This window comes from Sinorhizobium terangae (genome assembly GCF_009601505.1).
Lineage (GTDB): Bacteria > Pseudomonadota > Alphaproteobacteria > Rhizobiales > Rhizobiaceae > Sinorhizobium > Sinorhizobium terangae.
In genome coordinates this window covers 88,723-112,770 of sequence record NZ_WITC01000037.1, presented here as the reverse complement: position 1 = coordinate 112,770, position 24,048 = coordinate 88,723, and the positions used below count along the sequence as shown (strand labels likewise).

Below are 24,048 nucleotides of genomic sequence, written 5' to 3'. Positions count from 1 at the left end.
AACGAGGGAACTGCAAAAATGATGCACAAGCTCAATGGACGTTTTCGACTGCTTGCCGCTTCGGCAGCACTTGCCATGGTGATGGGCGCGTCCCAGCCTGCCTTCGCAGAGACGCCGAAGGACACACTGGTCGAAGCCTTCGCGATGGACGACATCATCACCATGGATCCGGGCGAGGCTTTCGAGCTTTCGACCGCCGAAATGACCAGCAACACTTATAGCCTGCTCGTCCGCCTGGATCTCAACGATACGACCAAGGTCGTCGGCGATCTCGCGGACAGCTGGACGGTCTCCGACGACGGCCTGACCTATACGTTCAAGCTGAAGCCCGGCCTGAAATTCGCCTCCGGCAACCCGATCACGGCAGAGGACGTAGCCTATTCTTTCGAGCGCGCAGTCAAGCTCGACAAGAGCCCTGCCTTCATCCTTACTCAGTTCGGCCTCAACGGCGACAACGTCACCGAAAAGGCGAAGGCGGCCGACGAAACCACCTTCGTCTTCACCGTCGACCAGGCCTATGCACCGAGCTTTGTCCTCAACTGCCTGACCGCGACGGTCGCTTCGGTTGTCGACAAGAAGCTGGTGCTCGAGCACGTCAAGGCCGTGACGCCGACTGAGGAATACAAGTACGACAACGACTTCGGCAACGAATGGCTGAAAACGGGTTATGCCGGTTCCGGACCGTTCAAGCTGCGCGAGTGGCGCGCAAACGAAGTCGTCGTGCTGGAGCGCAACGACAACTATTACGGTGAACCGGCGAAGCTCGCCCGTGTCATCTACCGGCACATGAAGGAAAGCTCCGGTCAGCGGCTAGCGCTCGAGGCCGGCGACGTCGACGTTGCGCGCAACCTGGAGCCGGGCGACTACGAGGCCGTGGCAAAGAACGGCGACCTGGCGACGACCAGCGCAGCGAAGGGTACGGTCTACTACATCAGCCTCAACCAGAAGAACGAGGCGCTGGCGAAGCCCGAAGTGCGCGAAGCCTTCAAATACCTCGTCGATTACGACGCGATTGGCTCGACCCTGATCAAGGGCATCGGCGAAATCCACCAGAGCTTCCTGCCGAAGGGCGTACTGGGTGCGCTTGACGAGAACCCCTACAAGCTCGACGTGGCCAAGGCCAAGGAACTGCTGGCAAAGGCCGGCTATCCCGACGGCTTCACCGTCACCATGGACGTCCGCAACTCGCAGCCGGTCACCGGCGTTGCCGAATCCTTCCAGCAGACGCTTGGACAGGCGGGCGTGAAGCTCGAGATCATTCCCGGCGACGGCAAGCAGACGCTGACGAAGTATCGTGCCCGTAACCACGACATGTATATCGGCCAATGGGGCATGGATTATTTCGACCCGAACTCGAACGCCGAAACCTTCACCAGCAACCCTGATAATTCCGACGAGGGCAAGAACAAGACGCTTGCCTGGCGCAATGCCTGGGACGTTCCGGAGCTGACGAAGAAGACCAAGGAGGCGCTTCTCGAGCGCGATAGCGCCAAGCGCGCGGAGACCTATAAGGAACTCCAGAAGACCGTTCTGGCGGAAAGCCCGTTCGTCATCATCTTCCAGCAGACGGAAGTTGCTGGCCTTCGCGGCAACCTGAAGGGCCTCAAGCTCGGTCCGAGCTTCGACACCAACTACGTTTGGAACGTTTCCAAGGAATAACCCGAAAGGACCGTTCCCTTGAGCATGAGCGGAACAGAACGACTGAGCGGGCGCAGACGCGCCCGCTCCCGAAAGGTTGTGGCCTCGGCACTGCAATTCCTCGTCGTCGTGGCGACCACCTATCTCGGCCTTCTCGCCGTCACCTTCTTCATTGGGCGCGTGATTCCGATCGATCCGGTCCTCGCCGTTCTCGGCGACCGGGCGCCTTCGCATGTCGTCGAGAGAACGCGTGAGGCGATGGGGCTCAACCAGCCTCTCTACCACCAGTTCTTCATCTATGTCCGACAGGCGCTTTCCGGTGATTTCGGCACTTCGGTGCTGACGACAAACCCTGTCATGACGGATATCCGCCGCGTGTTCCCGGCGACGATCGAGCTCGCGACACTTGGAACGTTGATTGGCGCCTTTATCGGTGTGCCGCTCGGCGTGCTCGCAGCGGTCAAGCGCGGCAGCATCGCCGACCAAATCGTCCGCGTCATCGGCCTCGTCGGTTACTCGGTTCCGATTTTCTGGCTGGCGCTATTGGCGCTGCTCGTTTTCTACGCCCGGCTGCAATGGGTCGCCTATCCCGGCCGCATCGATGTCGTCTACGAATATACGTTTTCGCCGATCACGGGGTTTTATCTCGTCGACGCTCTTTGGCAGGGGCAATGGGATGTCTTCCGCGACGTCTTCCGCCACATCGTGCTGCCGGCGTCGCTGCTCGGCTATTTCTCGCTCGCCTATATCAGCCGCATGACCCGCAGCTTCATGCTGAACGAACTGCAGCAGGAGTATATCGTCGCCGCGCGCGCCAAAGGTCTTTCGGAAGCGCGGATCATCTGGGGCCACGCGCTGCGCAACGCGGCCGTCCCGCTCGTTACGGTGATTGCGCTCTCCTATGCGGGCCTGCTCGAAGGGTCGGTGCTTACCGAAACCGTCTTCGCCTGGCCGGGGCTCGGTCTCTATATCACCAATTCGCTACAGAATGCCGATATGAACGCCGTGCTCGGCGGAACGATCGTCATCGGATCGGTCTTCATCGGCATCAATCTCCTGTCCGATCTCCTCTACCGGACGCTCGATCCAAGGACGCGCGCACGATGAGCCTTGCCACCGAAACACGACCGATGACACGCCGCGAATGGCTGCTGTCCGACCGGCCACAATCGCGCACGCAGGCGCGTCTCGGCCGCGCCTACATGACGTGGCGGCGCTTCTCGGCCAACCGCTTGGCGGTTCTCGGTCTCATCATTCTCCTGGGGCTGGTCTTCGTGGCGGCCTTCGCCGATGTGCTGGCGCCGCATTCGCCCGTGATCGGCAACCTTGCCGGCGCACGGCTATTGCCGCCGGGAAGCGAGGGCTATCTGCTCGGCACGGACGACCAGGGCCGTGATATCCTGTCGCGACTTATCCACGGGTCGCGACTGACGCTTGCGGTGGTCGTGCTCGTCGCGATCATCGCCGCGCCCATCGGCCTTATCGTCGGCGCTGTCGCCGGATACTCCGGCGGTTGGGTCGACGCCGTGCTGATGCGCATCACCGATATCTTCCTCGCCTTTCCGAAGCTCGTCCTGGCGCTTGCCTTCGTCGCGGCGCTTGGACCAGGTATTGAAAACGCCGTCATCGCAATTGCGATCACCTCCTGGCCGCCCTATGCGCGCATCGCCCGCGCCGAGACGCTGACGGTGCGCAATTCCGACTATATCGCCGCCGTGCAACTGATGGGCGCGTCGCCGACGCGCATCATCTTCCGCCACGTCATGCCGATGTGCCTGTCGTCGCTGATCGTGCGCGTCACGCTCGACATGGCCGGCATCATCCTGACGGCGGCGGGACTCGGTTTCCTTGGCCTTGGCGCGCAGCCGCCGTTGCCGGAATGGGGTGCGATGATCGCCTCCGGCCGCCGCTTCATTCTCGATCAATGGTGGGTTGCCACCATGCCCGGTGTCGCCATCCTGATCGTCAGCCTCGGCTTCAACCTCCTCGGCGACGGCCTGCGCGATGCGCTCGATCCGCGGGAGAGCGGCCAATGAGCGCGCTTCTGACCGTCAACGACCTGAGGGTCCGGTTCCCAACGCGCACCGGCGTGGTCGAGGCCGTGCGCGGCGTCTCCTTTACGCTCGGGCGCGAACGTCTCGGCATCGTCGGCGAGAGCGGTTCCGGCAAATCGCAGACGGGCAGGGCGATCATGGGGCTGACGCCGCCGCATGCCGAGGTGACGGCAAAGACGCTTTCCTTCGGCGGTATCGATCTCATTTCCGCGCCGCCAAAAGTCCGCCGCGATCTTCGCGGCAAGCGCATTGCCATGATCCTACAGGATCCCAAATATTCGCTCAATCCGGTGATGAGCATCGGCCGGCAGATCGTCGAGACGCTTCGGCGGCACGAGAATGTCAGCCGTTCCGAGGCCCGGGAGCGGGCGTTGGATATGCTCGCGGCGGTGCAGATCCGCGACCCGGCTCGCGTCTTCGATCTTTACCCGCACGAGGTCTCGGGTGGCATGGGCCAGCGCGCGATGATCGCCATGATGCTGGTCGCGGGCCCGGAGCTGCTGATTGCCGACGAACCGACCTCTGCCCTCGACGTAACGGTGCAACTCGAAGTGTTGTCGATCCTCGACAAGCTGGTCGCGGATCGCGGCATGGGATTGATCTTCGTGTCGCACGATCTCAGGCTCGTCTCGTCCTTCTGCGACCGTGTGCTGGTGATGTATGCAGGCAGGATCGTCGAGGAAATCGCCGCATCGGATCTCGCCAGCGCCAAGCATCCCTATACGCAGGGCCTCCTGAACTGCATGCCGGTCATCGGGGCGGACCGCCATCCCTTGCCCGTCCTCGACCGGAAGCCGGAGTGGGCGCTATGACGACTGCCGTTTCCGTTCAAAACCTCACGGTCAGCTATGACGACTTCAAGGCGCTGGACGCTGTCGGCGTCGATGTCGCCGCCGGTGAGTCCTTCGGCCTTGTCGGCGAATCCGGCTCGGGAAAATCCACCTTGCTCAGGGCCGTTGCGGGGCTTGCGCCGGTAACCGAGGGTACGATCCATGTCGAGAACCGGCAGCTTCAAGGCACGCGCCGAGACAAGGCCTTCTACCGCTCGGTGCAGATGGTGTTCCAGGATCCTTACGGTTCGCTGCATCCGCGCCAGACGGTTGACCGGCAATTGCTGGAACCGCTGGCGATCCACGGCATCGGCGACGGCGAACGCCGCATCCTGAAGGCGCTGGACGAGGTGGGGCTCGGCTCCGGCTTTCGATTCCGCTACCCGCACCAGCTGTCCGGCGGGCAGCGCCAGCGCATCGCCATCGCGCGGGCGCTCATCCTCGAACCATCGATCCTGCTGCTCGACGAGCCGACATCGGCGCTTGATGCATCCGTCCAGGCGGAGGTGCTCAACCTCCTTGAACAGGTGCGTCGCGACCGCAAGCTGACCTTCATCATGGTCAGCCATGATCTCGGGGTCGTCACTCATATGTGCGACCGGCTGGCGGTCATGCGCGGTGGACGCGTCGTCGAACGGTTGTCGTCGGCCGATCTCGTCGAGGGACGCATCGGCGAGGACTACACCCGCAACCTGATGGTGGCGAGCAAGGGCTTTCGGCGGGAGTGAACTCCCCGAAGCGCTCAGCCCTTGTTCCCGTCGCCGGGCCCCAATTTCTTTGTGAAATGCAAACGCCCCGAGACGCTGTCCCGGGGCGTTTTGCAGAAAAGCGTCTTCGTGTGATCACTTGCGCCGCAGGAAGCCGTCCGGAGCAACGGTGATCATCAGTTTCCGGTCAATCGAGCGGTCGATCTCGAATTCCGGGTGCGATTCAAGATATTTCCACACCGCGGTCTTGGGGTTGTTTCCCTTGCCCCACGGACGGTCGGGATAGGCCTCTTCCGGAAGGTCTTCGATGACCGTGTCGAACACGACGCAATAGCTGTCCTTCGTCGTCAGCGGCGCATAGGCCTCCAGTTCCGCCAACACATGATCATGCGTGTGGTTGCTGTCGAGGCAGACGAGGACGCGCTCGAACGGTTTTGCAAAGTCACGGACCCGTTCGACGACATTGCGCTCGATGCTCGACCCCTGGATCATGTGGATCCGGGACGACATCGGGTGGGCCTCGATTGCCTCCCGGTTGTGGGCGCGGATATCGATGTCGACACCCAGCACCTTCCGGCGCGGGGCGCGGGGGTCGAACGTCGTGCCCGCCTCGATTGCGTCGCTCATGTCGAGGAGCGCCAGGATCGATGCGCTCATGATGAGCGAGCCGCCGTGGGCGATGCCGGTTTCAATGATGAGATCGGGACGTGTCGCCCAGATGATCTCCTGCATCGCGACGATGTCCTGCGGATACTGGATGATTGGCCGGTCCATCCAGAAGTAGTTGTACGAGTATTTCGGACCGATCGACTGGCGCAGGAAATCGGCGGCACTCTTGCGGAACTCGCTGTTTGCTTCGATTTCGGAGATTCGCGCGGCGACCTCCTTTCGGAAATCAGTCATGATCGACCTCGATATAGGTGTATGCGTTGTTGGACATTCGCTTGATCTCTTCGAGATAATTGCGGTTCATCACGTAGATGCTCGAGCCGGGGCGCAAGTCCGCCAGCACGTCCTCGGGCGCGCGGACCCGCAGCCCGGTAATCGGCAGATACTTGCCTTGCTTGGCCGGGTTGATGTCGATGACCGCCTTCACCGGCAGCCCTGCGCGCGTGCGCAGCAGCGAGAAGATCACGCCCTTCGATGCGCCGCCCCAGATCACCGCCGGTTCCCGGTCCGCCGTATCCAGTGCGTCGAGCTTGCGGGTGAAGTCCTCCGGAATGCCTGCCCGATCCTTCTCGTCGATGACCGGTCTGCGCAAGGAATTCAATTCCGCAACCACGAACAAATATTGGCCGCCGAAGACACGGCCGCTCGAAATGACGTTGCCGAAGATCCGGTGAAAATCGGACAGCCTGAAATAGTTGACATGTTCGTAGAAGATGTCGAACCAGGCCCGGCGCTCGCAGATCCAGTCGAAGCAGGGGACCTCGATATAGATCTTCCCCTGGCCGCCGTTCGCTTGCTTCAGTTGCTCGAGGAAGGCGACAGGATCGGGAATGTGCTCAAGCACATGGCGCAGAATGAGGCCCTTGGCCTCGATGCCCGAGCCGGGCTGGAAATATTCGCGGCGGACGCGCGGGTTGTCACCCTCATAGGCCGGATCGAAGCCGGTGATATCGACGCCTTCGCCAAGAAGCTTCTCGAGGAAAAAGGCCTTGCCGCATCCTACCTCGACGAGCTCGTGGCGCCCCATCGTATCGAGAATGATCCTGGCGACGTCATCGAGATGACGTTGGAATGAGGGGCTGACGGCCTGCTCGTTCTGATAGCTCGTATCGTAAACCATCAGATCCGGCCGGAAGGCCGCATTGCGCACCAGGCCCGTGCCAAGGTCCTCCACGAGGCGCATTTCCCCGCGCGGCGAAGATATCGCGTCTTCGGGGCTGTCGTACATCTTGTTCTGAAAAATCGGCAACTCGCGCTGCTCGTAAAGCACCCGCGTAGCGTTTCCTGATGCCATAAGTGGTCCCTCAGCCTGTCGGTTCACCTGACGCCCACGACGAATGGCGGGTCGACGAGGTTCTCGGCTCGACCCCCGAAATTGAGCAGGTCCCGCCTACCATGTTCGTCGGCGATTCTCTCGGCAAATTCTCGGATCGTTACCGGTACGCCCGAACAAATATTGACCGCTCCTTGCGCGGTGCTGACCGAAGTGTCTACGATCATCCTGGCGGCTTCGCCGACGTCGAGAAAATCGCGGACCTGGTGACCTTGGGTCAAATCCGCCCTCTGTCCCGCGGCAAGGCAATTTCTGAGATAGGGAACGAAGCGCCGCTCGTCTTCTCCTTCGCCGTAAAGATAGAACAGCCGGCACCAGGCAAATTCGACGCCCACCTGCGGCAGCCATTGCGAAAGCGCCATGAAGGCCGCCGCCTTGGCGCCCGCATAGGGTGTCAGGGGTTTGAGTGGCGTATCGGTCGTCAGGGGGTGGCCGGTGAGTTCGTATTCAAAGCATGTGCCTATGCCGATAATGCGCCTGACGCCCGCGGCTGCGGCGCCTTTGGCCATGGCCAGGGTGCCGGTGAGACAATCGAGATTGGTGGGTGATGTGAGGTATTTGCCCGGCTCGGCGTACCAGGCGAGATGGATGATCGTGTCGACGCCGGCGAGTGCTTGCGCCCACCACTCCGCCGACTCGGAAAAAAGCGCGTCGGTTGAAAGAATGCGCCCGATTCCGGCCGCGTCGGCAAGCCGGTCTTCGCTTCCTGTGCGCACGACAGGGCACGCGACGATGCCGCGTCTGGCTAGTTCGCGCAGGACGTGGCGGCCGACAAAACCGGTGGCGCCGGTGAGAAGGACTTGTCTGGTCAAGCGGTCTCCGTTCGCCGGTAAGGGTTTTCGCGAGGGATCGTGTTCATGAGACATGCAACCCCTCGAAACGATGCAATCCCGGAAGGAAAACGACTACACACCTTCCGTGGAATCGCTCTAACGTCTTTCGATCGCGCGGGAATGATGATACCGCCTCCACGCTCGCCGCCCCGATGAATCGCTTGGCCAATTGAGAGGGACATGCAATGTCGCGCTTCAAGCGCATCCATACGGAACTTCCCGGCCTGCTGGTGGTCGAGCGCAAGCGGTTTGGTGACGAGCGTGGATTCTTCTCGCGTTTCTTTTGTCAGGAGGAGCTTTCCGAGCTCGGCCCCTCTGGCGTGATTGCGCAAATCAATCATTCGATGACGCGCACCAAGGGTGCCGTCCGCGGGCTCCATTTCCAGCGCCCGCCCCATGAGGAGGCGAAGTTTGTCTCGTGTCTCGCGGGTGCGGTCTTCGATGTCGCTGTCGACATGCGGCCGGATTCGCCGACCTACTTGCACTGGCACGGCGAAATCCTGAGCGCCGAAAACGCTCGGTCCATGATGATCCCGGGCGGCTTTGCACATGGCTTCCAGACCCTCACCGAGAATTGCGAGCTGATCTATCTTCACGACAAGCCCTTTGCGCCGGAGGCGGAAGGCGGACTGAATGCGCTCGATCCGCGTGTGAATATCGCATGGCCGATCGAAATTACCCAGATGTCCGAGCGCGACCGGAACCTCGCTTTCGTCTGATCGCAGAATGAAGTTGGGGCGCCTACAGCGCCGCGCATCTTTTCAGACGCACAAAGGACGCTGTGGCACTTTGAATTGCTGCATGTTTTGTCCTTAAATCGGTTACGATTTGAGGAAACATGCAGTAATCGCACCCTCAGATCACGCGTACTTCCGGAATCGCCACGACGAAGCGGCCGCCCCAGGAGCGGACGTGATCGTTCGCGGCAACGATCTCGTCCGTCAGGTTCCAGGGAAGGATCGCGACGTAGTCGGGCCTCGCGGACGCCAGTTCGTCCGGCGCGTGGATCGGGATATGGCTGCCGGGCGACAGCTTGCCCTGTTTCAGGTCATTGCGGTCGACGATGAAGGCTATGTCCTCTGAGGTAAGGCCGCAAACATTCAGGAAGGTGTTGCCCTTGGCCGCCGCGCCATAGGCCGCCACGGTCTTGCCCTCGGCCTTTGCATCCGCGAGAAAAGCCCGGAATTCTTCGCACACCGCTGCGATCCGCTTTCCAAACGCCGTGTAGGTCTCCATGCGCATCAGACCCGCCGCGGCCTCGTCGGCACGCACCTTCGCCAGACCCGCGGTCTCCGGCCTCTTGCCGCCTGGCAGTTGCGCATAGACTCGGAGCGAGCCGCCATGGGTCGGCAGTTCCTCGACGTCGAAGACGTGCAGACCGCAGGCCTTGAAAATGCGCTCTACGGCGACGAGCGAGAGATAGGAGTAATGCTCGTGGTAGATCGTATCGAACTGGATGCCTTCGATGGTGCGCAGCAGATGCGGGAATTCAAAGGTCGCCACCCCGTCCGACTTGAGCAGGATCGGGAAGCCTCTGACGAAATCGGCGATGTCCGGCACGTGCGCCAGAACATTGTTTGCGGCGGTCAGGTCGGCGCGGATGCCGCGGGCGACCAGTCCACTCGCGGTAATCTCTCCGAAGAAGGCAACGTGCGTCGGGACGTTGCGCCCTTCGGCGATCTTGGCGGCATTGGCCGCCGGTTCGACGCCAAGCACGGGAATATACTTCTCGGCGAAATATTGCAGCAGATAGCCGTCGTTTGAGGCAACCTCCACGACCTGTGACGTGCCATCGAGATTGAAGCGGTTAATCATCTTTTCGGCATAGCGCCGGGAATGGTCCAGCCAGCTCGTCGAGAACGATGACAGGTAGTGATATTCCGCGTTGAAGATTTTATCGGCCGGTACCGTTTCGGTAGTCTGGACGAGCAGGCACTCCGAGCAGACCATCACCTGCAAGGGAAAGGCCTGCTCCCGTGCGATCGCTTCCTCGGTCGGCTCGAGAAACGAGTTGGACCAGGGCGTCGCCCCCAGGTCGGCAACGAGCGTTGCGAGCGGGGTCGAGCAGAAACGGCAGTGATGGGGCATCAGCATGGGCAACCTTTCGTAAATTCGGCGATCTGGCCGAGCGTGAGCTGGCGCGCGGCCTCGCCCCGGCGCCAGCCGTTGTACCAGTGCGCGGTCCACTCGATCGCCTGTCGCTGCGTCAGTCGCGCGCGCCAGGCGAGGGTCTCGGCTGCGAGTGCCGGATCAAGACCGAGTGTCTGCATTTCGCGCGGTTGCGCGAGTGAGGAAACATCGTCCCATTGCGGGGAAAGACCCATTGCGGCCTGAATGGCGTTTGCCACGTCACGCACGGCGATCGGCTGTTCGGTGGGCGAAGGACCGAAGTTCAGTGCATCGACGCTGGCTTTGCCCTTGTAGAGCGATTCGGCCAGGAGAAAATAGCCGTTGAGGCAGTCGAGCACATGCTGCCACGGCCGCGTCGCAAGCGGGCTGCGGATGTGGAGCCTTTCACCTGAAAGCGCCGCCCGCACGATATCGGGCACCAGCCGGTCGGCCGAAAAGTCGCCGCCGCCGATCACATTGCCGCCACGGGCGGTAGCGATGCGGATGCCGCGCTCGTTGAAATAGGAGCTGCGCCAGGTCGCGACCGCGATCTCGCAGGCGGCCTTCGAGCCGGAATAGGGATCGTGGCCGCCGAGCGTGTCGCTTTCCCGAAAGTGTCGGCCGCTCTCGTCGTTGCGGTAGACCTTGTCCGTCGTCACCAAAACGATGGCTTTGACCGATGGCGCGGCGCGGGCGGCCTCCAGCAGCCATACCGTGCCCATGACATTGACGTCGAAGGTTTCGGCGGGCGTCGCATAGCTTTCCCGCACCAGCGGCTGTGCCGCCATGTGCAGGACGATCTCCGGCTCGCTCTTCCGCAGGATTTCGGCAAGCGCTTCGCGGTCGCGAATGTCTCCGAGCTGCGCATCCGGTAATTCGCCTGGATGCAGCAGGGCGTGCAGCGACGGTTGGGTAGCCGGCGGCAATGCGTAGCCGGTGACATGCGCTTGCATTTCACTCAGCCACAGCGCAGCCCAACTGCCCTTGAAGCCCGAGTGACCGGTGAGAAGGACGCGTTTTCCCGCCCAGAACTCTGGATCAGCCAGTCGGCTCATGACCAGACCTTCCAGGGCGCGCGGTTTTGCTGCCAGAGCTCTTCGAGCTGGTTCTTGTCGCGCAGCGTGTCCATCGGACGCCAGAAGCCGTCATGCGGGAAAGCCATCAACTGGCCGTCCCGCGCCAGGCCTTCGAGCGGCCCGTCTTCAAAGGGGCTGTGATCGCCTTCGATGCGGTCGAGCACAGCGCGGTTGAGCACGAAGAAGCCGCCATTGATGCGGCCGTTGTCGCCCGCAGGCTTTTCCGTAAAGCTGTAGACCCGGCCGGAATCTATTGCGAGCGCCCCGTATCGTCCTGGCGGTACAACGCTCGTCACGGTCGCGTCGCGCCCATGCCGGCGGTGGAAATCGGTCAACGCGCGTATGTCGATGTCGGCGACGCCATCGCCGTAGGTGAGGCAGAAGGTATCGCCGAGATAATCGGCGACCCGCTTCAAGCGCCCGCCGGTCATCGAGTCCGCGCCGGTTTCGACAAGGGTTACGCGCCAGGGCTCCGCCTTGCTGGTGTGATAGACGGTCTCTCCGGTCGCCATGTTGAAGCTGACGTCCGAGGAGTGGAGGATGTAGTTGGAGAAATATTCCTTGATCATGTAGCCGCGGTAGCCAAGGCAGATCACGAAATCGGAAAAGCCGAAATGGCTATAGATCTTCATGATGTGCCAGAGGATCGGACGACCGCCGATCTCGATCATGGGCTTGGGCCGCAGGTGGCTCTCCTCGGAGATGCGTGTGCCGTATCCACCGGCGAGAATGACGACTTTCATGCCCGATCTGCCTCCAACGTGCGCTTTGCGCTCCGCTTTTCTCGTATTCCAGCCTTGCCCGGGGCTTGATTGGCGACGTCCTTCCTGGGGGGCGGCGTGAACTGCGGAGTCATCCGCGCGCCGCCGGCGTTCCTTGGCGGATTTTGGCCAAAATTGCAACCATGGGGCGCACTGACGCCGGTCGATGCAGCCGGGCCGGCTGCTTGCGCGGGTTTGGGGAAAGGCGCAGAATGCCGCTCGCTGGGGCATGGTTCACCGCGGGAGAAGCGAATCATGAATGATATGAGCCTCACCAATCTGCAAGCGGGAAAGACGACGGTTAAGGCCGAGGCCATCGAGGCGCTGGCGGGGCAATTGCGTGGCCGCGTACTCACCGAGAACGACGCGACCTACGACGAGGCGCGTACGATCTGGAACGGCATGATCGACCGCAAGCCCGCACTGATCGTGCAATGCGCAGGGGCCGCCGACGTCATCAATGCGGTTCGTTTCGCGGCCGAAAACGGCCTGCTCGTCGCGGTGCGCGGCGGTGGGCATAACATCGCCGGCAACGCCGTCTGCGACGGCGGCCTGATGATCGATCTGTCGCCGATGAAATCCGTGCGCGTGGACGTTGCGACGAAGCGGGCATGGGTCGAGCCGGGGGCGACGCTTGCCGATGTCGACAAGGAAACACAGGCTTTTCGACTGGCGCTCCCTACCGGCATCAATTCAACGACGGGCATTGCCGGGTTGACGCTTGGCGGCGGCTTCGGCTGGCTCACGCGCAAGTTCGGATTAACCCTGGACAACCTGCTTTCGGTCGATGTGGTGACGGCGAATGGCGAGATGGTGCGCGCCAGCCTGACAGAGCATCGCGACCTGTTCTGGGCGCTGCGCGGCGGCGGCGGAAATTTCGGCGTCGTCACGGCCTTCGAATTCCAGCTCCACGAACTCGACACGCAGGTTCTCGCGGGGCTGGTTGTCCACCCCTTCGCCGACGCGCAAACGGTTCTCCAGCAATACCGCGAGGCGCTCGAGACTGCGCCGGACGAACTCACCTGCTGGGCGGTGATGCGGCAGGCGCCGCCGCTGCCCTTCCTTCCGGAAGAATGGTATGGCAAGGAAATCCTCGTGCTGGCCATGTGCTACTCGGGCGATATCGCGGCCGGCGGGCAGGCAACTGCGGCCTTGCGCGCAATCGGCAAGCCGATTGCGGATGTCGTCGGTCCCAGTCCTTTCGTCGGCTGGCAGCAGGCGTTCGATCCCTTGCTAACGCCGGGTGCTCGCAACTACTGGAAGAGCCACGATTTCATAGAACTGTCGGACACGACGATCGGCATCCTTCTGGACGCCATCCGTCAATTGCCGGGACCGGAATGTGAAATCTTCATCGGCCACGTCGGTGGTGCCGCCGGTCGTGTTGCAGCCGAGGAGACCGCTTTCCCGCAGCGCAGCTCGCACTTCGTCATGAACGTTCATGCTCGCTGGCGCGAACCGGGAATGGACCAGACCTGCATAGACTGGGCGCGTCGTCTTTTCGAGGCGGCCAAGCCCTATGCAGCCGGGACGGCCTATATCAATTTCATGCCGGCTGACGAAATCGACCGCGTCGAGGCCGCCTATGGCAGCAATTACGGACGGCTTGTCGAGGTCAAGCGGAAATACGACCCGCAAAACCTGTTCCGCATGAACCAGAACGTAAGGCCGATCGAGGAGCGGGGAGCGGCCTGAGTCCACGAGAGCTGCCGCTCACTGCTGAAATGCGGCCATGCGCGAAACCGCACGCGTATGGCCGGACCGCGTCGTGACGGCAGAAGAGAGACGTCAGGAGTCGTCATTTTCGCTTGCGAGGGCTGGCGACTTGGCCGGAGGGGGCTTCATGAAGCAGGACTCGGTAGACGACCTGTTCCAGCGTGCGGCAAAACATGCCGCGCGCTTCCGCGACAACATAGCCGCGGGCCCGCAAAGGCCGCGGATCTCCTACCAGGCATCGCTTGACGAATTCCGCGAACCTCTGCCGGAGAGAGGCGGCCTTGGCGTGATCGAGGAACTTGTGGCGAAGGCGGAGCCCGGACTTCACGCGATGACGGGTCCGCGCTTCTTCGGCTGGGTCATCGGCGGGTCGCATCCCGTTGGGGTCGCCGCCGACTGGCTGACGAGCGCCTGGGGCCAGAACACCGGCAACCATCACGCAACACCCGCTGCCGCGGCCGCCGAGGCTGTTGCTGGCAACTGGCTGCTCGATCTTCTCGATCTGCCGAGAGAAAGTTCCATCGGCTTCGTGACCGGAGCGACGGTCGCGAATTTTGTCTGCCTCGCCGCAGCACGCGGCGATGTGCTGCGAAAGGCCGGCTGGGACGTCGAAGCGCAGGGCCTGTTCGGCGCACCGCCAATCACGGTTTTGATTGGCGATGAGGCCCACGCGACGGTTTTCTCGGCTCTGCAGTTTCTCGGCCTCGGGCACGACAGGGTTGTCCGCGTGAAGACCGATGATGCCGGCCGCATTCTCGTGTCGGATTTCACCGAGGCGGCTGGCAAGGTTTCCGGACCCTGTATTGCCATCCTTCAGGCTGGGCAGATCAACACAGGTGCCTTCGACGATTTCGACCGCATCATTCCTATCGCCAGGGACATCGGCGCCTGGGTTCATGTCGACGGCGCCTTCGGTCTTTGGGCGCGCGCCTGCCCGCAGAGAAGCGGGCTCGCCAAGGGCGTCGACGGTGCCGATTCCTGGGCTACCGACGGCCACAAATGGCTGCAGACGCCCTATGACTGCGGCTATGCCATTGTTCGCAGCGAAGAGGCGCATCGCCGTGCGATGACGATTGCGGCAAGCTACCTGCCGCCAAGCTACGAGGGCGAGCGGGATCCGAGCCATTTCGTCCCGGAATTGTCGCGTCGCGCCCGTGGTTTTGCCACCTGGGCGATGATCAAGCATCTCGGGCGTGACGGCATTGCCGCCATGGTCGCGCGTCACTGTCGGGTCGCCCATGCCATGGCCGAAAAGCTGAGGTCGGAGGAGGGCATTGCGGTACTGAATGACGTCGTGCTCAACCAGATCCTCGTGCGGTTCGGTGCGAAACACCCAGACGACGCGGCCGACCGGCTCACGCAGCGGACGATCGAGCGGATACAGGCCGACGGCGTCTGCTTCTGCGGCGGTGCGATCTGGCGTGGCCGCAAGGTCATGCGCGTATCGGTGATCTCATGGCTGACCGACGATCTCGCCGGCAATGCTGCGGCAGACGCAATCATCGCGGCATGGCGGGCGGTGCTCCGGGAGAGTGACGGTTGCTGATGGCAGATATGCACGTGACCATTCGCACGGCTGTGTCGGCTGACGACTACGCCGCCTTCGACACATTGATCCGGGAGTATACGGACTGGTGCCGAGCCCGCTATGCGCACGACCGCTGGTTCGTCGACGCGGCGTTCGGTCATCAATCGCTCGATGCGGAACTAATGAACCTGCCGGCAGTGTACGGGCCGCCGAATGGCAAAACCCTTCTTGCCACGATCGGCAACCAGATCCACGGCGCCTGCGCCTACCGCCGGCTTTCAGATGGGATTTGTGAGATGAAGCGGCTGTTTGTTCCGGCGCGCTCTCAGGGGCATGGCATCGGCAGGCGTCTGGGTGACGCGATCATGGCTGCGGCGAGCGCCGACGGCTACATGCTGATGCGGCTCGACACGGCCAACCGCCTGACGGAGGCGATCGCCCTGTACAAGTCGCTCGGGTTCCGCGACTGTCCTCCATACCATCAGTACCCGGATGACCTCATGCCCCATATCGTCTTCATGGAGCGCGAGCTCGGCACAACGCCTTCAACCTCTGACTAACACTTCCGTCTCCTCCGCCAGACGGCGGGCGAGGTCGGGGGAAAAGTGCGCCGCCAACCTTGCCTGAGCGTCGCGCCAGACCGGAATCGCCGCTTCAAGCCTTTGAGCGCCGGCCTCCGTCAGCCACACGGCGCGGCGGCGCAGATCAGCCTCGACGATGGCAATCTCGATCAAGCCTTCATTCTCGAGGGTGCGCAGGTTCCGCGAAAGGGTGGATTGTTCAAGCCCGCTGCGCCGCGCCAGGGCGCCGAGCGTGTCGTCGGATGCCGCTGCGATCTGGGCCATCAGGCCGAGTTGCGCGACGCTCAGCCCGCATCCCGCCATTTCACGATCCATGAATTGGGTGATGCGCCGGGCGGCGAGCCGGCTGTTCAGGCCGGCGCAGATGTCCACCAGGATACTGGCATCGCTGCGGAGCGTTTTCGGTTGCTTCGTCTTTTCCATGGTTGTATGCATATACATAGTATGTAGATACATGGAAAGGCTTCTGATGAGCTCGCTCAAATTGAAGCGGGTATACGAGGCGCCGGAGGCCAGCGACGGCACGCGCATCCTCGTCGATCGGCTTTGGCCACGCGGCGTTGCCAAGGACAAGGCCGGGGTCGATCTCTGGCTGAAGGACATCGCGCCGAGCGATGCCTTGCGCAAACGCTTCCATGGACAGCCGGATGCATGGGACGAGTTCTGCACGGCTTATGCGGCGGAACTGGAGGACGCGGCGGCGCAGGCGGCGGTCCAGGAGCTTCGCGAGCATCTGGCAAACGGTTCCGTGACGTTGCTATTCGCGGCGCGCGACGTCGGGAGGAACAATGCCGTGGCACTGAAGGCATGGCTGGAGCGACATGGGTGAGGCGTTGCCGAAGTAGCAAGCGGCCGTGATGGCGCGCGAGGACCAGTTTGCCGGCCCCGGTCACACCCGCATCGCCTCGATCACCGCCCGCAGTCCCGCTGAAATGTTCCGGCGACTCGGATAGTAGAGATAAAACCAGTCCTCCGGCGGACACCATTCATCGAGGCAGCGGATCAGCCTGCCGTCAAGGACCTCGCGTTGTGCGCGGTTTTCCCAGACATAGGCGAGCGCCACGCCGGAAAGCGCCGCTTGGACCATGAGTTCCTGGTCATCGAGCGCGATCGGTCCGCTCGGATGGAAGGCGACAGCCTCGCCGCGCCGTTCGAATTCCCAGGGGTAGCGCACACCGGTCGGATACATGTTTTGAACGCAGACATGATCCTTCAGTTCGTGCGGCGTCTGCGGGATGTCCCGCTCCCGGAAGTAGTCCGGTGCGCCGACGACCGCGAAGCGTAGTCGAGGCCCGACCTTCACTGCCACCATGCCCTCCCGAAGGCTCTCGCCGAGGCGGACTCCGGCGTCGAAACCTTCCTCGACGATATCCACCAGTCGGTCGGTCGCGGAGATCTCCAGTTCCAGATTGGGGTTGTCCCGGATAAGCGGACCCATCACCCGCCCCAAGATGAAAGGGGCAATCGAATTCGGGACATTGATGCGCACCTTGCCGAACGGCGTGTCGCGAAATCTGTTGAGCGCGTCGAGCGCCGATCCGATTTCACCGAAGGCGGGGGTGAGATGCGCCAGAAGCATGGTGCCGGCGTCGGTCAGCGAGACGCTGCGGGTCGTGCGGTTGAGCAGCCGAAGCCCGATCCGTTCCTCCAGATTGCTGACGGCGTGGCTGATCGCCGAGGCCGTCACCCCACGCTCCTCGGCGGCCTTCCGGAAGCTTCGGTGCCGCGCGACGGCGTCGAAGGCCGCAAGTTCTGACAGATCGGTTGCCCGCATAGATGAACCTCGCTCAGCATTGTTGAGATATTTTCCATTCTAATCACGCAAATCTAATTGCGCCATTCTCCCCTTGTCGCCACGGGCAAGTCGGCCCCGGCCTCGAGGATCTGATCCTCATCCGATCAAGGAAGGAGTTCGCAATGGCACAGACATGGTTCATTACAGGCTGCTCGACCGGCTTCGGCCGCGCGCTCGCACAGCACGTCATCGCGCTCGGCCACAATGTTGTCGTCACGGCTCGTGACGCCGCGCAGGTCGCCGATCTAACGGCCATCGCGCCGGACCGGACGCTCGCGCTCGCACTCGACGTGACGAAGGCAGACGACATTGCCGCGGCGACACGCGCCGCCGAAGAGCGCTTCGGCCACATCGACATTCTCGTCAACAATGCCGGTGTCGGTTATTTCGGCGCCTTCGAGGAGAGCGACATGGATGCGGTCCGCGCCATGTTCGAGGTCAATGTCTGGGGCCTCGCCAACATGACCCGCGCCGTCCTGCCCGGCATGCGCCGGCGCCGCTCGGGCACGATCGTCAACATTTCTTCGGTCGGTGGCCTGCGGTCGGTGCCGTCGCTAAGCTTCTACGCGGCCTCGAAATTCGCCGTCGAGGCATTGTCCGAGGGGCTGTCGAAGGAGACGGAGCCTCTCGGCATCAAGGTGCTCATTGTTGAGCCCGGTCCCTTCCGCACCGATTGGGCGGGACGCTCCGCCGGCGAGGCCACCGTCTCGATCAACGACTATGAGGACACGGCAGGTGCCGTCTGGCGCCGGATCAGGGGTTACAGCGGCAAGCAACCTGGCGATCCGGATCGGGCCGCGCGCGCGATCGTGATGGCGGTTAATGCCGCCGAACCGCCGCTGCGGCTGCTGCTCGGCCGCGAAGCTCTCGCCGGTGCTCGGGCGAAGCTCGATGCCTTGCGCAAGGATTTCGATGCCTGGGCCGAAGTGACCGAAGGGGCCGACTTCCCGGCTGCTGAATCGAACTGATTGACACTCGAAGAAAACATCCGACTCAACTCAAGGAAAAAGGATATTCCCATGCGTATCTGGTTCATCACAGGTGCCTCCCGCGGCTTTGGCGCACTGATCACCAAGGAGGCACTCAGTGCCGGTGATGCGGTCGTTGCCACGGCGCGTCGCGTCGAATCCCTCGATTCGCTCGGCCAGCACGCGAACCTCCTGACGCTCGCGCTCGACGTCACCAATGAGGAACAGGCCCGGGCGGCAGCCGCAGCAGCGGTCGAGCGCTTCGGCCGGATCGACGTGCTGCTCAACAATGCCGGCTACGGTCTGCTCGGGGCCGTCGAGGAAGCGACCGCGGAAGAAATCGAGAAGATCTATCGCACCAATGTCTTCGGCGTTCTCGCCGTCACCCGTGCCGTCCTGCCGCAGATGCGCAGCCAGCGCTCCGGCCACATCATCAACATCTCGTCGATCGGCGGCTATACGGCCTTTACCGGCTGGGGCGTCTACGGCTCGACCAAATTCGCGATCGAAGGGCTGACCGAGGCGCTTGCGCAGGAATTGGCGCCGCTCGGCATCAAGGCGACGGTGGTCGAGCCGGGTTTCTTCCGCACCGACTTCCTGGACGAGCAGTCGTTGTCGGTGAGCCCGCTGTCGATCTCCGATTATAGCGAGACCGTTGGCGCCATGCGCGAATTCGCCAAGACGGCAAACCATGCCCAGCCGGGCGACCCGGCGCGGTTCGCCAAAGCGATGGTGCAACTTGCCCACGCCGACAACCCGCCGCTGCGCATGCCCTTCGGAAGCGACACCGTGGCCGCGATCGAAGCCAAGAACGCCCATGTCGCCGGCGAACTCGCCGCCTGGCGGGAACTCGCGGTATCGACGGACTTTCCGAAGGACAGTGCGGCCGCGTAACGACCGGCCGAAGTTGCAGAAGGCCGGTGGCTGCACGGCGGCCGCCGGCCTTTGTTGCGTCTGCAGTGGGTGTTTTTGGAATTGAAGTGCGGCCGGCGCAACGGCCATTCGCCGTTGACTTCGCAGTTGATGAGAGGAAAATGTCTCTCCTGATACGTCACTACGCAACATTGAGGTGCCTACGATGACGATCGCAAGGAAGCTTCAGAACTACATCGAAGGCGAGGGTGTGGCCTATGACACCGTCGCTCACCACCGCACGGCAACCACCAGCCAGTCGGCGCAGGCGGCGCATGTTCCGGGCAGCAGGCTGGCCAAGTCCGTCGTCGTGCATCACGAAATGGGATACTTTCTCGCCGTTGTTCCAAGCACGCATCGGATCGAGCTCTCCACGTTGCAGGACGTGATGAACAGGCGCCTTGGCCTCGCCTCGGAAGAGGAGGTCAGCACGCTTTTCGCCGATTGCGACACCGGCGCGGTGCCGCCCATCGGATCGGCCTATAATGTGCCGGTGGTCCTTGACGAGAGTCTCGGCAACGTCACCGACGTCTATTTCGAAGGCGGCGACCACAAGACACTGGTGCATGTCAGCGGACCAAACTTCCGCAGCCTGATGAAGGATGCGCAAGTGGCCCGCTTCAGTCACCCGTCGTAACGGGCGATCTCCGGTCGAGCCCTTACCACCGGACGCCGAGTTGGCGCTTCCGAGGCGTTGCCGTACGCGTCTGACGCGGCGCTGGGGCAGGGCCGTGTCACCGTCACAGCACCAGTTCCCAATTCTGCCCGACCAAATCGTGCCCGAAACTATGGTGCTTCTCCTCGTGCACGAGATGAAAACCCGTCGTTTGGTAGATGTGCCTTGCTGCGGTCAGGATGTCATTGGTCCAGAGGGTAACCTTCGAATACCCCACCTGTCGCGCAAAGCGGATGCATTCCTCGACCAGCCGGCGGCCGATCCCGAGACCTCGTGCGCTTGGCTCGGTGTAGAGGAGGCGGAGCTTGCCGACGGTCGCAGATTCTTCAACGAGGAAGACAGAACCGACGATCTCGCCTTCGCGCTCCGCGACCCAGCAGCGCTCGCGGTTCGGCTTGAAGTTTTGAATGAAATCGGCCGTGATCTGGGCGACGAGGGCCTCAAACCGCTCATCCCATCCGTATTCCTCAGAATAGAGCACACCGTGGCGATGGACGATCCAACCCATGTCTCCGGGCTGATGCGGGCGGAGGATATAGGGGACGCGAGCAGGTTCCGGGGTCGCACCGCCCAGCAGTCGCTCGGCCTCGGCAAGTGCCGTCGCGAGCTTCCGCCGTTCGGGCAGTGAGAGGCGATCGAGCATGGCGCTCACCTCGTCGCGCGAACGCGCGTCGATGGTTGCGAAGCTCTCGCGGCCCGCCGGGGTCAGCGAGATCAGAACCTGCCGGCCGTCCTCCTGCGACGGGCTTTTCGAGACGAGACCGCGCTCTTCCAGGCCCCTCAGGAGCCGGCTGAGATATCCGGAATCGAGCTCGAGCTCGGCTCCGAGCTCCTTGGCTGTGGATGTCTTACGCTGCGCCAGCTCGTAGACGAGGCGGCCCTCGGCGAGCGACAGGGGGCCGCCGAGCAGGCCCTCGTGCAGCAGGCCGATCCGGCGTGTGTAGAAACGGCTGAAGCGGCGCACCGCGGCCACATAATCTTCCTGATCGACCTGCGGCATGGAACATCCATTTAGTTGACGTTGTCATATATATCACTGACTTTGTCACATAATATCGGAATGTCAACTAGCTGGCCTGGGCGGCCTTGTCAGCCAATCGCCGGGTAAACCGGTTCAGGTCGATGATGGCGCGGCGATGGGTTCCTTCGCCAATCAGACCAGCTTCGTCGCAGCAGCAGACTTTGAAGAGAAGCGATCTTTCGTCCACCGCTACCAGTTCGACATCTGCCGTCACCGACATGCCGACGGGTGTTGGCGCGACATGGCTGACATCGACATGGGTGCCGACGGTGCGTTGTTGGTCGGTGAGATAAGGACGCAACGCTTCGATGCAGGTCTGCTCGATGAAGCCGATCATCATCGCCGTTGCGAACACCGGCGGCATATCCCTGAAGCCTGGCCAGGCATCATCGACCTCGGGCACGGTGTGAAACGGGGTGACCGCCAGCCGTTCGCGATGACGCAGGCCAGCCTCGAGTATCGGCAGTTCGCTGATATCGTTCATATCGTCCCCAATCTCATGTTGATGGGCCAGGACACCGGCCGCTTCTTCGCCGGGTCGCCCCAGAGTTCGGAAATATCCCGGACAAAGGCCGTGAGAATGTCTTCGCGCCCGGCGTCGTTGACACGGTGCACGGCGGACCATGTCGACAGGTAGCCCAGGAAATCGCCGAGCTCCCAGGCCCTGTGGATCTCCATCTCCGGTGCTGCCCGCTCATTGAAAGGGAAGGTGATATCGGCATAGCCGGTGTCCACCAGCTTGCGCTCCGTCGGCCAATAGGGGCCGATCTCGTTGTGGTAGAAGTCGATGAACCGCTCCTGAAGTTCATCAGGTTCCAGCCGGAGCACCCCGTAGCTGATGAGCGCGATAACGGCGTTCTCGACGGCGATCCGGCGAGCCTCGGCATAAAAGGCCGGCAGATCGAACCAGTGGGCGGCCTGTGCTGCGGTGATGAGGCTCGCCGTGTTGTCCGGAAGAGGCAGTTTTTCGGCCGGCGCGCAAAGATATCGCACCTTGTCCTCGGCCTGAGCGTTGGCGATCTGGTCTTCGCTAGGGTCTACCCCGATCACGCGATCGAAATAGGTCGCCAGTTGCCGGGTCAGTTGCCCGTTGCCGCAGCCGACATCGACGGCCATGTCACGGGTGGGAGACACTTTCGCAAGAAACGTCGACAGCGCGACCGGGTACTCGGGCCTGAACTGCGCATAGGCGCTGCCTCCTGCACCGAACCAGTTCTTGCGCAGCATCGTGTCAGTCTGCATCGACGTGATCCTCGTTTGCGTGGTGTGCGGCGGCCCTCAGTCGGGCGGCAAATCCCTGGTGTTCCAGTGCGCGCGCCGTTTTTGCCAGCACCTCAAGAAGCGGATGGCCAATTTCCTTTTCCAACGCGTCTATGGCTGTGAAGGTGATCGCCCAGTGGGGTTCAAGTCTCTTCAGCAATTCCCGGCCGCGAGCCGTCAGATGAACACCGTTCTTGCGCCCATCCTCCAGGCGATGGCGTGCCACTAGGCCATCGGCCTCCATCAGCCTCACGGTCTGGCTGATCGCGCCCTGCGTGAGGTTGCTCAGGGCGGTGATCTCGGTCACGGTTTCCGCGCCGGCGGCGAGCGCACGCATGACCGGGGTGTATCTGGCGCGATAGGGGAGGTTCATGGCGCGGTACTCTTCCTCCGCACCCTGATCGACCAATTCTCCGACATAGCGGAGCAGTTCACCGAGACCTGGCATCTGTTTTTGGCTCATGGGCAGCAAATTACATTAGCGCTAATGTAATTTCAAGCGTGAGCTTTCTGTGCGTTTTGTGATCGCCAGATCGACCGGTGAACAGCGCCCGACGACCGATGCGGTGTCGAGCCGTCACAAAAAACATCTGTGACCGGGGTCGCCGGAAACTGCTACACACCGGGGTGGGGGTGAGCTGAAGCGCCGCTGAATACCGGATATGAAGTCCCGTTGGAGAACGCGGTCGCAGGCAGGCCCGTCTCATTTCAAAGCGCGGACGCCAGCGGCAACCTCGGCCAAGTCGTCGTTGAGCTGGTGATCGCGGCCGTGGAGCCGGTGCACTATCGCGCCGGGTATCGCTCTCTCATAGAGATCGACATGCGCAAACGGCGCAATGTCGTCTTCGCTGCCATGATAGAGATGGACCGGCGTCTTTGGAGGCAATCGCGCACCGAGGTCGGCTGTTGGCTGGATATCTTCACTTGGCCAACCGCCAGCGCCAACAAAGGGCGCTGCGATGAGAAATATGCCCGCAAGCTTCCGGTTCAGTGGTGACCCCGCGAGCGCGTTGATCAGAACCGTTCCGCCAATTGAGTGGCCCATCAGTATCGCGCCATCATCGAGGCCGGCGATCTCTTCCGCGAGCGCGGCCTTCCATGTGGAATAGGTGGGATCTGCCTCGTTCGGCATGCGCGGGTAGCGGACGTCGTAGCCAGGCCCAAGTTCTCGCCTCAGGCTGTCGACGAGCTTGTTGTCCCATTCATCATGGGTCCCTGCGCCGCCGCCTTGAATGAACAAGACTTGCTTCTTCATGATTGAGGTCCTTGCCTGCAGCATACGCGCCGCCTTTGGCGTCGCAAAAACCGAACTGCTAAAGACATTTTCCGCCGCTTCGGGCGCAGAATCGGCGGCTTGGATTCTCAGGTTTATATCAAAATGGCGCACCCGACAGGATTCGAACCTGTGACCTTTGGAATCGGAATCCAACACTCTATCCAGCTGAGCTACGGGTGCATCCGTTGGCGGCCAGGGCCGCCGAAGCAGGCTGTGAGCGGTTCTTAGCCTAGCTTGCGCGCCGCTTCAATGGTGATTGAATGAGTTTGCAGCGGAAATTTGCGTTCTGTGTTCGCGTGGAGGCC

General features: G+C 62.3%; 26 protein-coding genes and 1 tRNA gene. 13 read left to right on the top strand and 14 right to left on the bottom strand.

The window, feature by feature from the left end; all coding sequences use genetic code 11:
- Window positions 1-18: 18 nt before the first annotated feature.
- From GHK62_RS11410 to GHK62_RS11390, 5 genes are read left to right on the top strand one after another with little or no spacing between them, the layout of a single operon-like run.
- Window positions 19-1,659: an ABC transporter substrate-binding protein gene (locus tag GHK62_RS11410; protein WP_153439126.1), complete on the top strand. Its 1,641-nt coding sequence runs from the start codon at window positions 19-21 to the stop codon at window positions 1,657-1,659.
- A gap of 42 nt (window positions 1,660-1,701) precedes the next feature.
- A complete protein-coding gene (locus GHK62_RS11405) occupies window positions 1,702-2,745 on the top strand; it encodes an ABC transporter permease (protein ID WP_167528217.1) in 1,044 nt (347 codons plus the stop codon).
- Entirely contained in the window at window positions 2,742-3,674 is a 933-nt protein-coding gene (gene nikC, locus GHK62_RS11400) for a nickel transporter permease (protein WP_153439122.1), read from the top strand. Before GHK62_RS11405 ends, nikC begins: the two co-directional genes overlap by 4 nt.
- Window positions 3,671-4,504, top strand: a complete 834-nt coding sequence (locus tag GHK62_RS11395; RefSeq protein ID WP_153439120.1) for an ABC transporter ATP-binding protein — start codon at window positions 3,671-3,673, stop codon at window positions 4,502-4,504. Before nikC ends, GHK62_RS11395 begins: the two co-directional genes overlap by 4 nt.
- Complete coding sequence (locus tag GHK62_RS11390; RefSeq protein ID WP_153439118.1) at window positions 4,501-5,250, top strand: ABC transporter ATP-binding protein; 750 nt, start codon at window positions 4,501-4,503, stop codon at window positions 5,248-5,250. The genes GHK62_RS11395 and GHK62_RS11390 overlap by 4 nt, the downstream gene beginning before the upstream one ends.
- A 114-nt stretch (window positions 5,251-5,364) precedes the next feature.
- Here the strand turns inward: GHK62_RS11390 and GHK62_RS11385 are convergent, their stop codons facing one another.
- Genes GHK62_RS11385 through GHK62_RS11375 form a run of 3 tightly spaced genes read right to left on the bottom strand, consistent with a single transcriptional unit; the run spans window position 5,365 to window position 8,043 of the window.
- The gene (locus GHK62_RS11385) at window positions 5,365-6,132 is read right to left on the bottom strand and encodes a cephalosporin hydroxylase family protein (RefSeq protein ID WP_153439117.1); all 768 of its coding nucleotides are present in this window, start codon (window positions 6,130-6,132) and stop codon (window positions 5,365-5,367) included.
- Window positions 6,125-7,192 (bottom strand): class I SAM-dependent methyltransferase, encoded by a 1,068-nt coding sequence (locus tag GHK62_RS11380; RefSeq protein WP_234886858.1) that lies wholly within the window; start codon window positions 7,190-7,192, stop codon window positions 6,125-6,127. Before GHK62_RS11380 ends, GHK62_RS11385 begins: the two co-directional genes overlap by 8 nt.
- Before the next feature lie 23 nt (window positions 7,193-7,215).
- The gene (locus GHK62_RS11375) at window positions 7,216-8,043 is read right to left on the bottom strand and encodes an NAD-dependent epimerase/dehydratase family protein (protein WP_234886857.1); all 828 of its coding nucleotides are present in this window, start codon (window positions 8,041-8,043) and stop codon (window positions 7,216-7,218) included.
- 206 nt (window positions 8,044-8,249) lie between these two features.
- Between GHK62_RS11375 and rfbC the strand changes: the two genes are divergently transcribed.
- A complete protein-coding gene (gene rfbC / locus GHK62_RS11370) occupies window positions 8,250-8,783 on the top strand; it encodes a dTDP-4-dehydrorhamnose 3,5-epimerase (protein WP_153439113.1) in 534 nt (177 codons plus the stop codon).
- A gap of 136 nt (window positions 8,784-8,919) precedes the next feature.
- Here the strand turns inward: rfbC and GHK62_RS11365 are convergent, their stop codons facing one another.
- From GHK62_RS11365 to rfbF, 3 genes are read right to left on the bottom strand one after another with little or no spacing between them, the layout of a single operon-like run.
- The gene (locus GHK62_RS11365; RefSeq protein ID WP_153439171.1) at window positions 8,920-10,152 is read right to left on the bottom strand and encodes a class I SAM-dependent methyltransferase; all 1,233 of its coding nucleotides are present in this window, start codon (window positions 10,150-10,152) and stop codon (window positions 8,920-8,922) included.
- Window positions 10,152-11,228 carry a CDP-glucose 4,6-dehydratase gene (gene rfbG, locus GHK62_RS11360; protein ID WP_153439110.1) on the bottom strand — a complete coding sequence of 359 codons (1,077 nt, stop codon included), beginning with the start codon at window positions 11,226-11,228 and terminating at the stop codon, window positions 10,152-10,154. Before rfbG ends, GHK62_RS11365 begins: the two co-directional genes overlap by 1 nt.
- Window positions 11,225-11,992, bottom strand: coding sequence for a glucose-1-phosphate cytidylyltransferase (gene rfbF, locus GHK62_RS11355; protein WP_153439108.1), 768 nt, complete (start codon window positions 11,990-11,992; stop codon window positions 11,225-11,227). Before rfbF ends, rfbG begins: the two co-directional genes overlap by 4 nt.
- A 273-nt stretch (window positions 11,993-12,265) precedes the next feature.
- Between rfbF and GHK62_RS11350 the strand changes: the two genes are divergently transcribed.
- The 3 genes from GHK62_RS11350 to GHK62_RS11340 all read left to right on the top strand — a co-directional run bounded on the left by GHK62_RS11350 (window position 12,266) and on the right by GHK62_RS11340 (window position 15,814).
- Window positions 12,266-13,705 carry an FAD-binding oxidoreductase gene (locus GHK62_RS11350; protein WP_153439106.1) on the top strand — a complete coding sequence of 480 codons (1,440 nt, stop codon included), beginning with the start codon at window positions 12,266-12,268 and terminating at the stop codon, window positions 13,703-13,705.
- A gap of 148 nt (window positions 13,706-13,853) precedes the next feature.
- Window positions 13,854-15,272, top strand: coding sequence for a pyridoxal phosphate-dependent decarboxylase family protein (locus GHK62_RS11345; RefSeq protein WP_153439104.1), 1,419 nt, complete (start codon window positions 13,854-13,856; stop codon window positions 15,270-15,272).
- Window positions 15,272-15,814 (top strand): GNAT family N-acetyltransferase, encoded by a 543-nt coding sequence (locus tag GHK62_RS11340; RefSeq protein ID WP_153439102.1) that lies wholly within the window; start codon window positions 15,272-15,274, stop codon window positions 15,812-15,814. The genes GHK62_RS11345 and GHK62_RS11340 overlap by 1 nt, the downstream gene beginning before the upstream one ends.
- Here GHK62_RS11340 and GHK62_RS11335 read toward each other — a convergent pair.
- Window positions 15,800-16,258, bottom strand: a complete 459-nt coding sequence (locus GHK62_RS11335; protein ID WP_153439100.1) for a MarR family winged helix-turn-helix transcriptional regulator — start codon at window positions 16,256-16,258, stop codon at window positions 15,800-15,802. The two genes, GHK62_RS11340 and GHK62_RS11335, sit on opposite strands and share 15 nt — an antisense overlap.
- 46 nt (window positions 16,259-16,304) lie before the next feature.
- On the opposite strand from GHK62_RS11335, the gene GHK62_RS11330 reads away from it, so the two are divergent.
- The gene (locus GHK62_RS11330) at window positions 16,305-16,664 is read left to right on the top strand and encodes a DUF488 domain-containing protein (RefSeq protein WP_153439098.1); all 360 of its coding nucleotides are present in this window, start codon (window positions 16,305-16,307) and stop codon (window positions 16,662-16,664) included.
- A 60-nt stretch (window positions 16,665-16,724) separates the two neighbouring features.
- On the opposite strand, the gene GHK62_RS11325 is transcribed toward GHK62_RS11330, so the two are convergent.
- The gene (locus GHK62_RS11325) at window positions 16,725-17,609 is read right to left on the bottom strand and encodes a LysR family transcriptional regulator (RefSeq protein WP_153439096.1); all 885 of its coding nucleotides are present in this window, start codon (window positions 17,607-17,609) and stop codon (window positions 16,725-16,727) included.
- 143 nt (window positions 17,610-17,752) lie between these two features.
- Between GHK62_RS11325 and GHK62_RS11320 the strand changes: the two genes are divergently transcribed.
- From GHK62_RS11320 to GHK62_RS11310, 3 genes are all read left to right on the top strand, one after another.
- A complete protein-coding gene (locus tag GHK62_RS11320; RefSeq protein WP_153439094.1) occupies window positions 17,753-18,598 on the top strand; it encodes an oxidoreductase in 846 nt (281 codons plus the stop codon).
- Window positions 18,599-18,649: 51 nt separating this feature from the next.
- Window positions 18,650-19,492 carry an oxidoreductase gene (locus GHK62_RS11315; protein ID WP_153439092.1) on the top strand — a complete coding sequence of 281 codons (843 nt, stop codon included), beginning with the start codon at window positions 18,650-18,652 and terminating at the stop codon, window positions 19,490-19,492.
- Window positions 19,493-19,676: 184 nt separating this feature from the next.
- Window positions 19,677-20,147: an aminoacyl-tRNA deacylase gene (locus tag GHK62_RS11310; RefSeq protein WP_153439090.1), complete on the top strand. Its 471-nt coding sequence runs from the start codon at window positions 19,677-19,679 to the stop codon at window positions 20,145-20,147.
- A gap of 103 nt (window positions 20,148-20,250) precedes the next feature.
- Here the strand turns inward: GHK62_RS11310 and GHK62_RS11305 are convergent, their stop codons facing one another.
- From GHK62_RS11305 to GHK62_RS11280, 6 genes are all read right to left on the bottom strand, one after another.
- A complete protein-coding gene (locus GHK62_RS11305; protein ID WP_153439088.1) occupies window positions 20,251-21,186 on the bottom strand; it encodes a bifunctional helix-turn-helix transcriptional regulator/GNAT family N-acetyltransferase in 936 nt (311 codons plus the stop codon).
- A gap of 67 nt (window positions 21,187-21,253) precedes the next feature.
- On the bottom strand, window positions 21,254-21,691 hold the full coding sequence (locus tag GHK62_RS11300) for a thioesterase family protein (protein WP_153439086.1): 438 nt from the start codon (window positions 21,689-21,691) through the stop codon (window positions 21,254-21,256).
- Window positions 21,688-22,449 carry a class I SAM-dependent methyltransferase gene (locus GHK62_RS11295; protein ID WP_234886856.1) on the bottom strand — a complete coding sequence of 254 codons (762 nt, stop codon included), beginning with the start codon at window positions 22,447-22,449 and terminating at the stop codon, window positions 21,688-21,690. Before GHK62_RS11295 ends, GHK62_RS11300 begins: the two co-directional genes overlap by 4 nt.
- A complete protein-coding gene (locus GHK62_RS11290; RefSeq protein ID WP_234886855.1) occupies window positions 22,439-22,915 on the bottom strand; it encodes a MarR family winged helix-turn-helix transcriptional regulator in 477 nt (158 codons plus the stop codon). The genes GHK62_RS11295 and GHK62_RS11290 overlap by 11 nt, the downstream gene beginning before the upstream one ends.
- Before the next feature lie 255 nt (window positions 22,916-23,170).
- The gene (locus GHK62_RS11285; RefSeq protein WP_153439082.1) at window positions 23,171-23,722 is read right to left on the bottom strand and encodes an alpha/beta fold hydrolase; all 552 of its coding nucleotides are present in this window, start codon (window positions 23,720-23,722) and stop codon (window positions 23,171-23,173) included.
- 124 nt (window positions 23,723-23,846) lie between these two features.
- Window positions 23,847-23,923 (bottom strand) — tRNA-Arg (locus GHK62_RS11280).
- Between the last annotated feature and the right edge of the window lie 125 nt (window positions 23,924-24,048).

Bases quoted from the DNA above. Each gene is read 5' to 3' on its own strand.
- GHK62_RS11345 (WP_153439104.1), top strand. From the start codon at position 13,854: ATGAAGCAGGACTCGGTAGACGACCTGTTCCAGCGTGCGGCAAAACAT.
- GHK62_RS11390 (WP_153439118.1), top strand. From the start codon at position 4,501: ATGACGACTGCCGTTTCCGTTCAAAACCTCACGGTCAGCTATGACGAC.
- nikC (WP_153439122.1), top strand. From the start codon at position 2,742: ATGAGCCTTGCCACCGAAACACGACCGATGACACGCCGCGAATGGCTG.
- rfbC (WP_153439113.1), top strand. From the start codon at position 8,250: ATGTCGCGCTTCAAGCGCATCCATACGGAACTTCCCGGCCTGCTGGTG.
- GHK62_RS11410 (WP_153439126.1), top strand. From the start codon at position 19: ATGATGCACAAGCTCAATGGACGTTTTCGACTGCTTGCCGCTTCGGCA.
- GHK62_RS11385 (WP_153439117.1), bottom strand. From the start codon at position 6,132: ATGACTGATTTCCGAAAGGAGGTCGCCGCGCGAATCTCCGAAATCGAA.
- GHK62_RS11350 (WP_153439106.1), top strand. From the start codon at position 12,266: ATGAATGATATGAGCCTCACCAATCTGCAAGCGGGAAAGACGACGGTT.
- GHK62_RS11310 (WP_153439090.1), top strand. From the start codon at position 19,677: ATGACGATCGCAAGGAAGCTTCAGAACTACATCGAAGGCGAGGGTGTG.
- GHK62_RS11365 (WP_153439171.1), bottom strand. From the start codon at position 10,152: ATGCCCCATCACTGCCGTTTCTGCTCGACCCCGCTCGCAACGCTCGTT.
- GHK62_RS11295 (WP_234886856.1), bottom strand. From the start codon at position 22,449: ATGCAGACTGACACGATGCTGCGCAAGAACTGGTTCGGTGCAGGAGGC.
- GHK62_RS11330 (WP_153439098.1), top strand. From the start codon at position 16,305: ATGAGCTCGCTCAAATTGAAGCGGGTATACGAGGCGCCGGAGGCCAGC.
- GHK62_RS11320 (WP_153439094.1), top strand. From the start codon at position 17,753: ATGGCACAGACATGGTTCATTACAGGCTGCTCGACCGGCTTCGGCCGC.
- rfbG (WP_153439110.1), bottom strand. From the start codon at position 11,228: ATGAGCCGACTGGCTGATCCAGAGTTCTGGGCGGGAAAACGCGTCCTT.
- GHK62_RS11300 (WP_153439086.1), bottom strand. From the start codon at position 21,691: ATGAACGATATCAGCGAACTGCCGATACTCGAGGCTGGCCTGCGTCAT.
- GHK62_RS11335 (WP_153439100.1), bottom strand. From the start codon at position 16,258: ATGGAAAAGACGAAGCAACCGAAAACGCTCCGCAGCGATGCCAGTATC.
- GHK62_RS11340 (WP_153439102.1), top strand. From the start codon at position 15,272: ATGGCAGATATGCACGTGACCATTCGCACGGCTGTGTCGGCTGACGAC.
- GHK62_RS11290 (WP_234886855.1), bottom strand. From the start codon at position 22,915: ATGCCAGGTCTCGGTGAACTGCTCCGCTATGTCGGAGAATTGGTCGAT.
- GHK62_RS11305 (WP_153439088.1), bottom strand. From the start codon at position 21,186: ATGCCGCAGGTCGATCAGGAAGATTATGTGGCCGCGGTGCGCCGCTTC.
- GHK62_RS11315 (WP_153439092.1), top strand. From the start codon at position 18,650: ATGCGTATCTGGTTCATCACAGGTGCCTCCCGCGGCTTTGGCGCACTG.
- GHK62_RS11395 (WP_153439120.1), top strand. From the start codon at position 3,671: ATGAGCGCGCTTCTGACCGTCAACGACCTGAGGGTCCGGTTCCCAACG.
- rfbF (WP_153439108.1), bottom strand. From the start codon at position 11,992: ATGAAAGTCGTCATTCTCGCCGGTGGATACGGCACACGCATCTCCGAG.
- GHK62_RS11325 (WP_153439096.1), bottom strand. From the start codon at position 17,609: ATGCGGGCAACCGATCTGTCAGAACTTGCGGCCTTCGACGCCGTCGCG.
- GHK62_RS11380 (WP_234886858.1), bottom strand. From the start codon at position 7,192: ATGGCATCAGGAAACGCTACGCGGGTGCTTTACGAGCAGCGCGAGTTG.
- GHK62_RS11285 (WP_153439082.1), bottom strand. From the start codon at position 23,722: ATGAAGAAGCAAGTCTTGTTCATTCAAGGCGGCGGCGCAGGGACCCAT.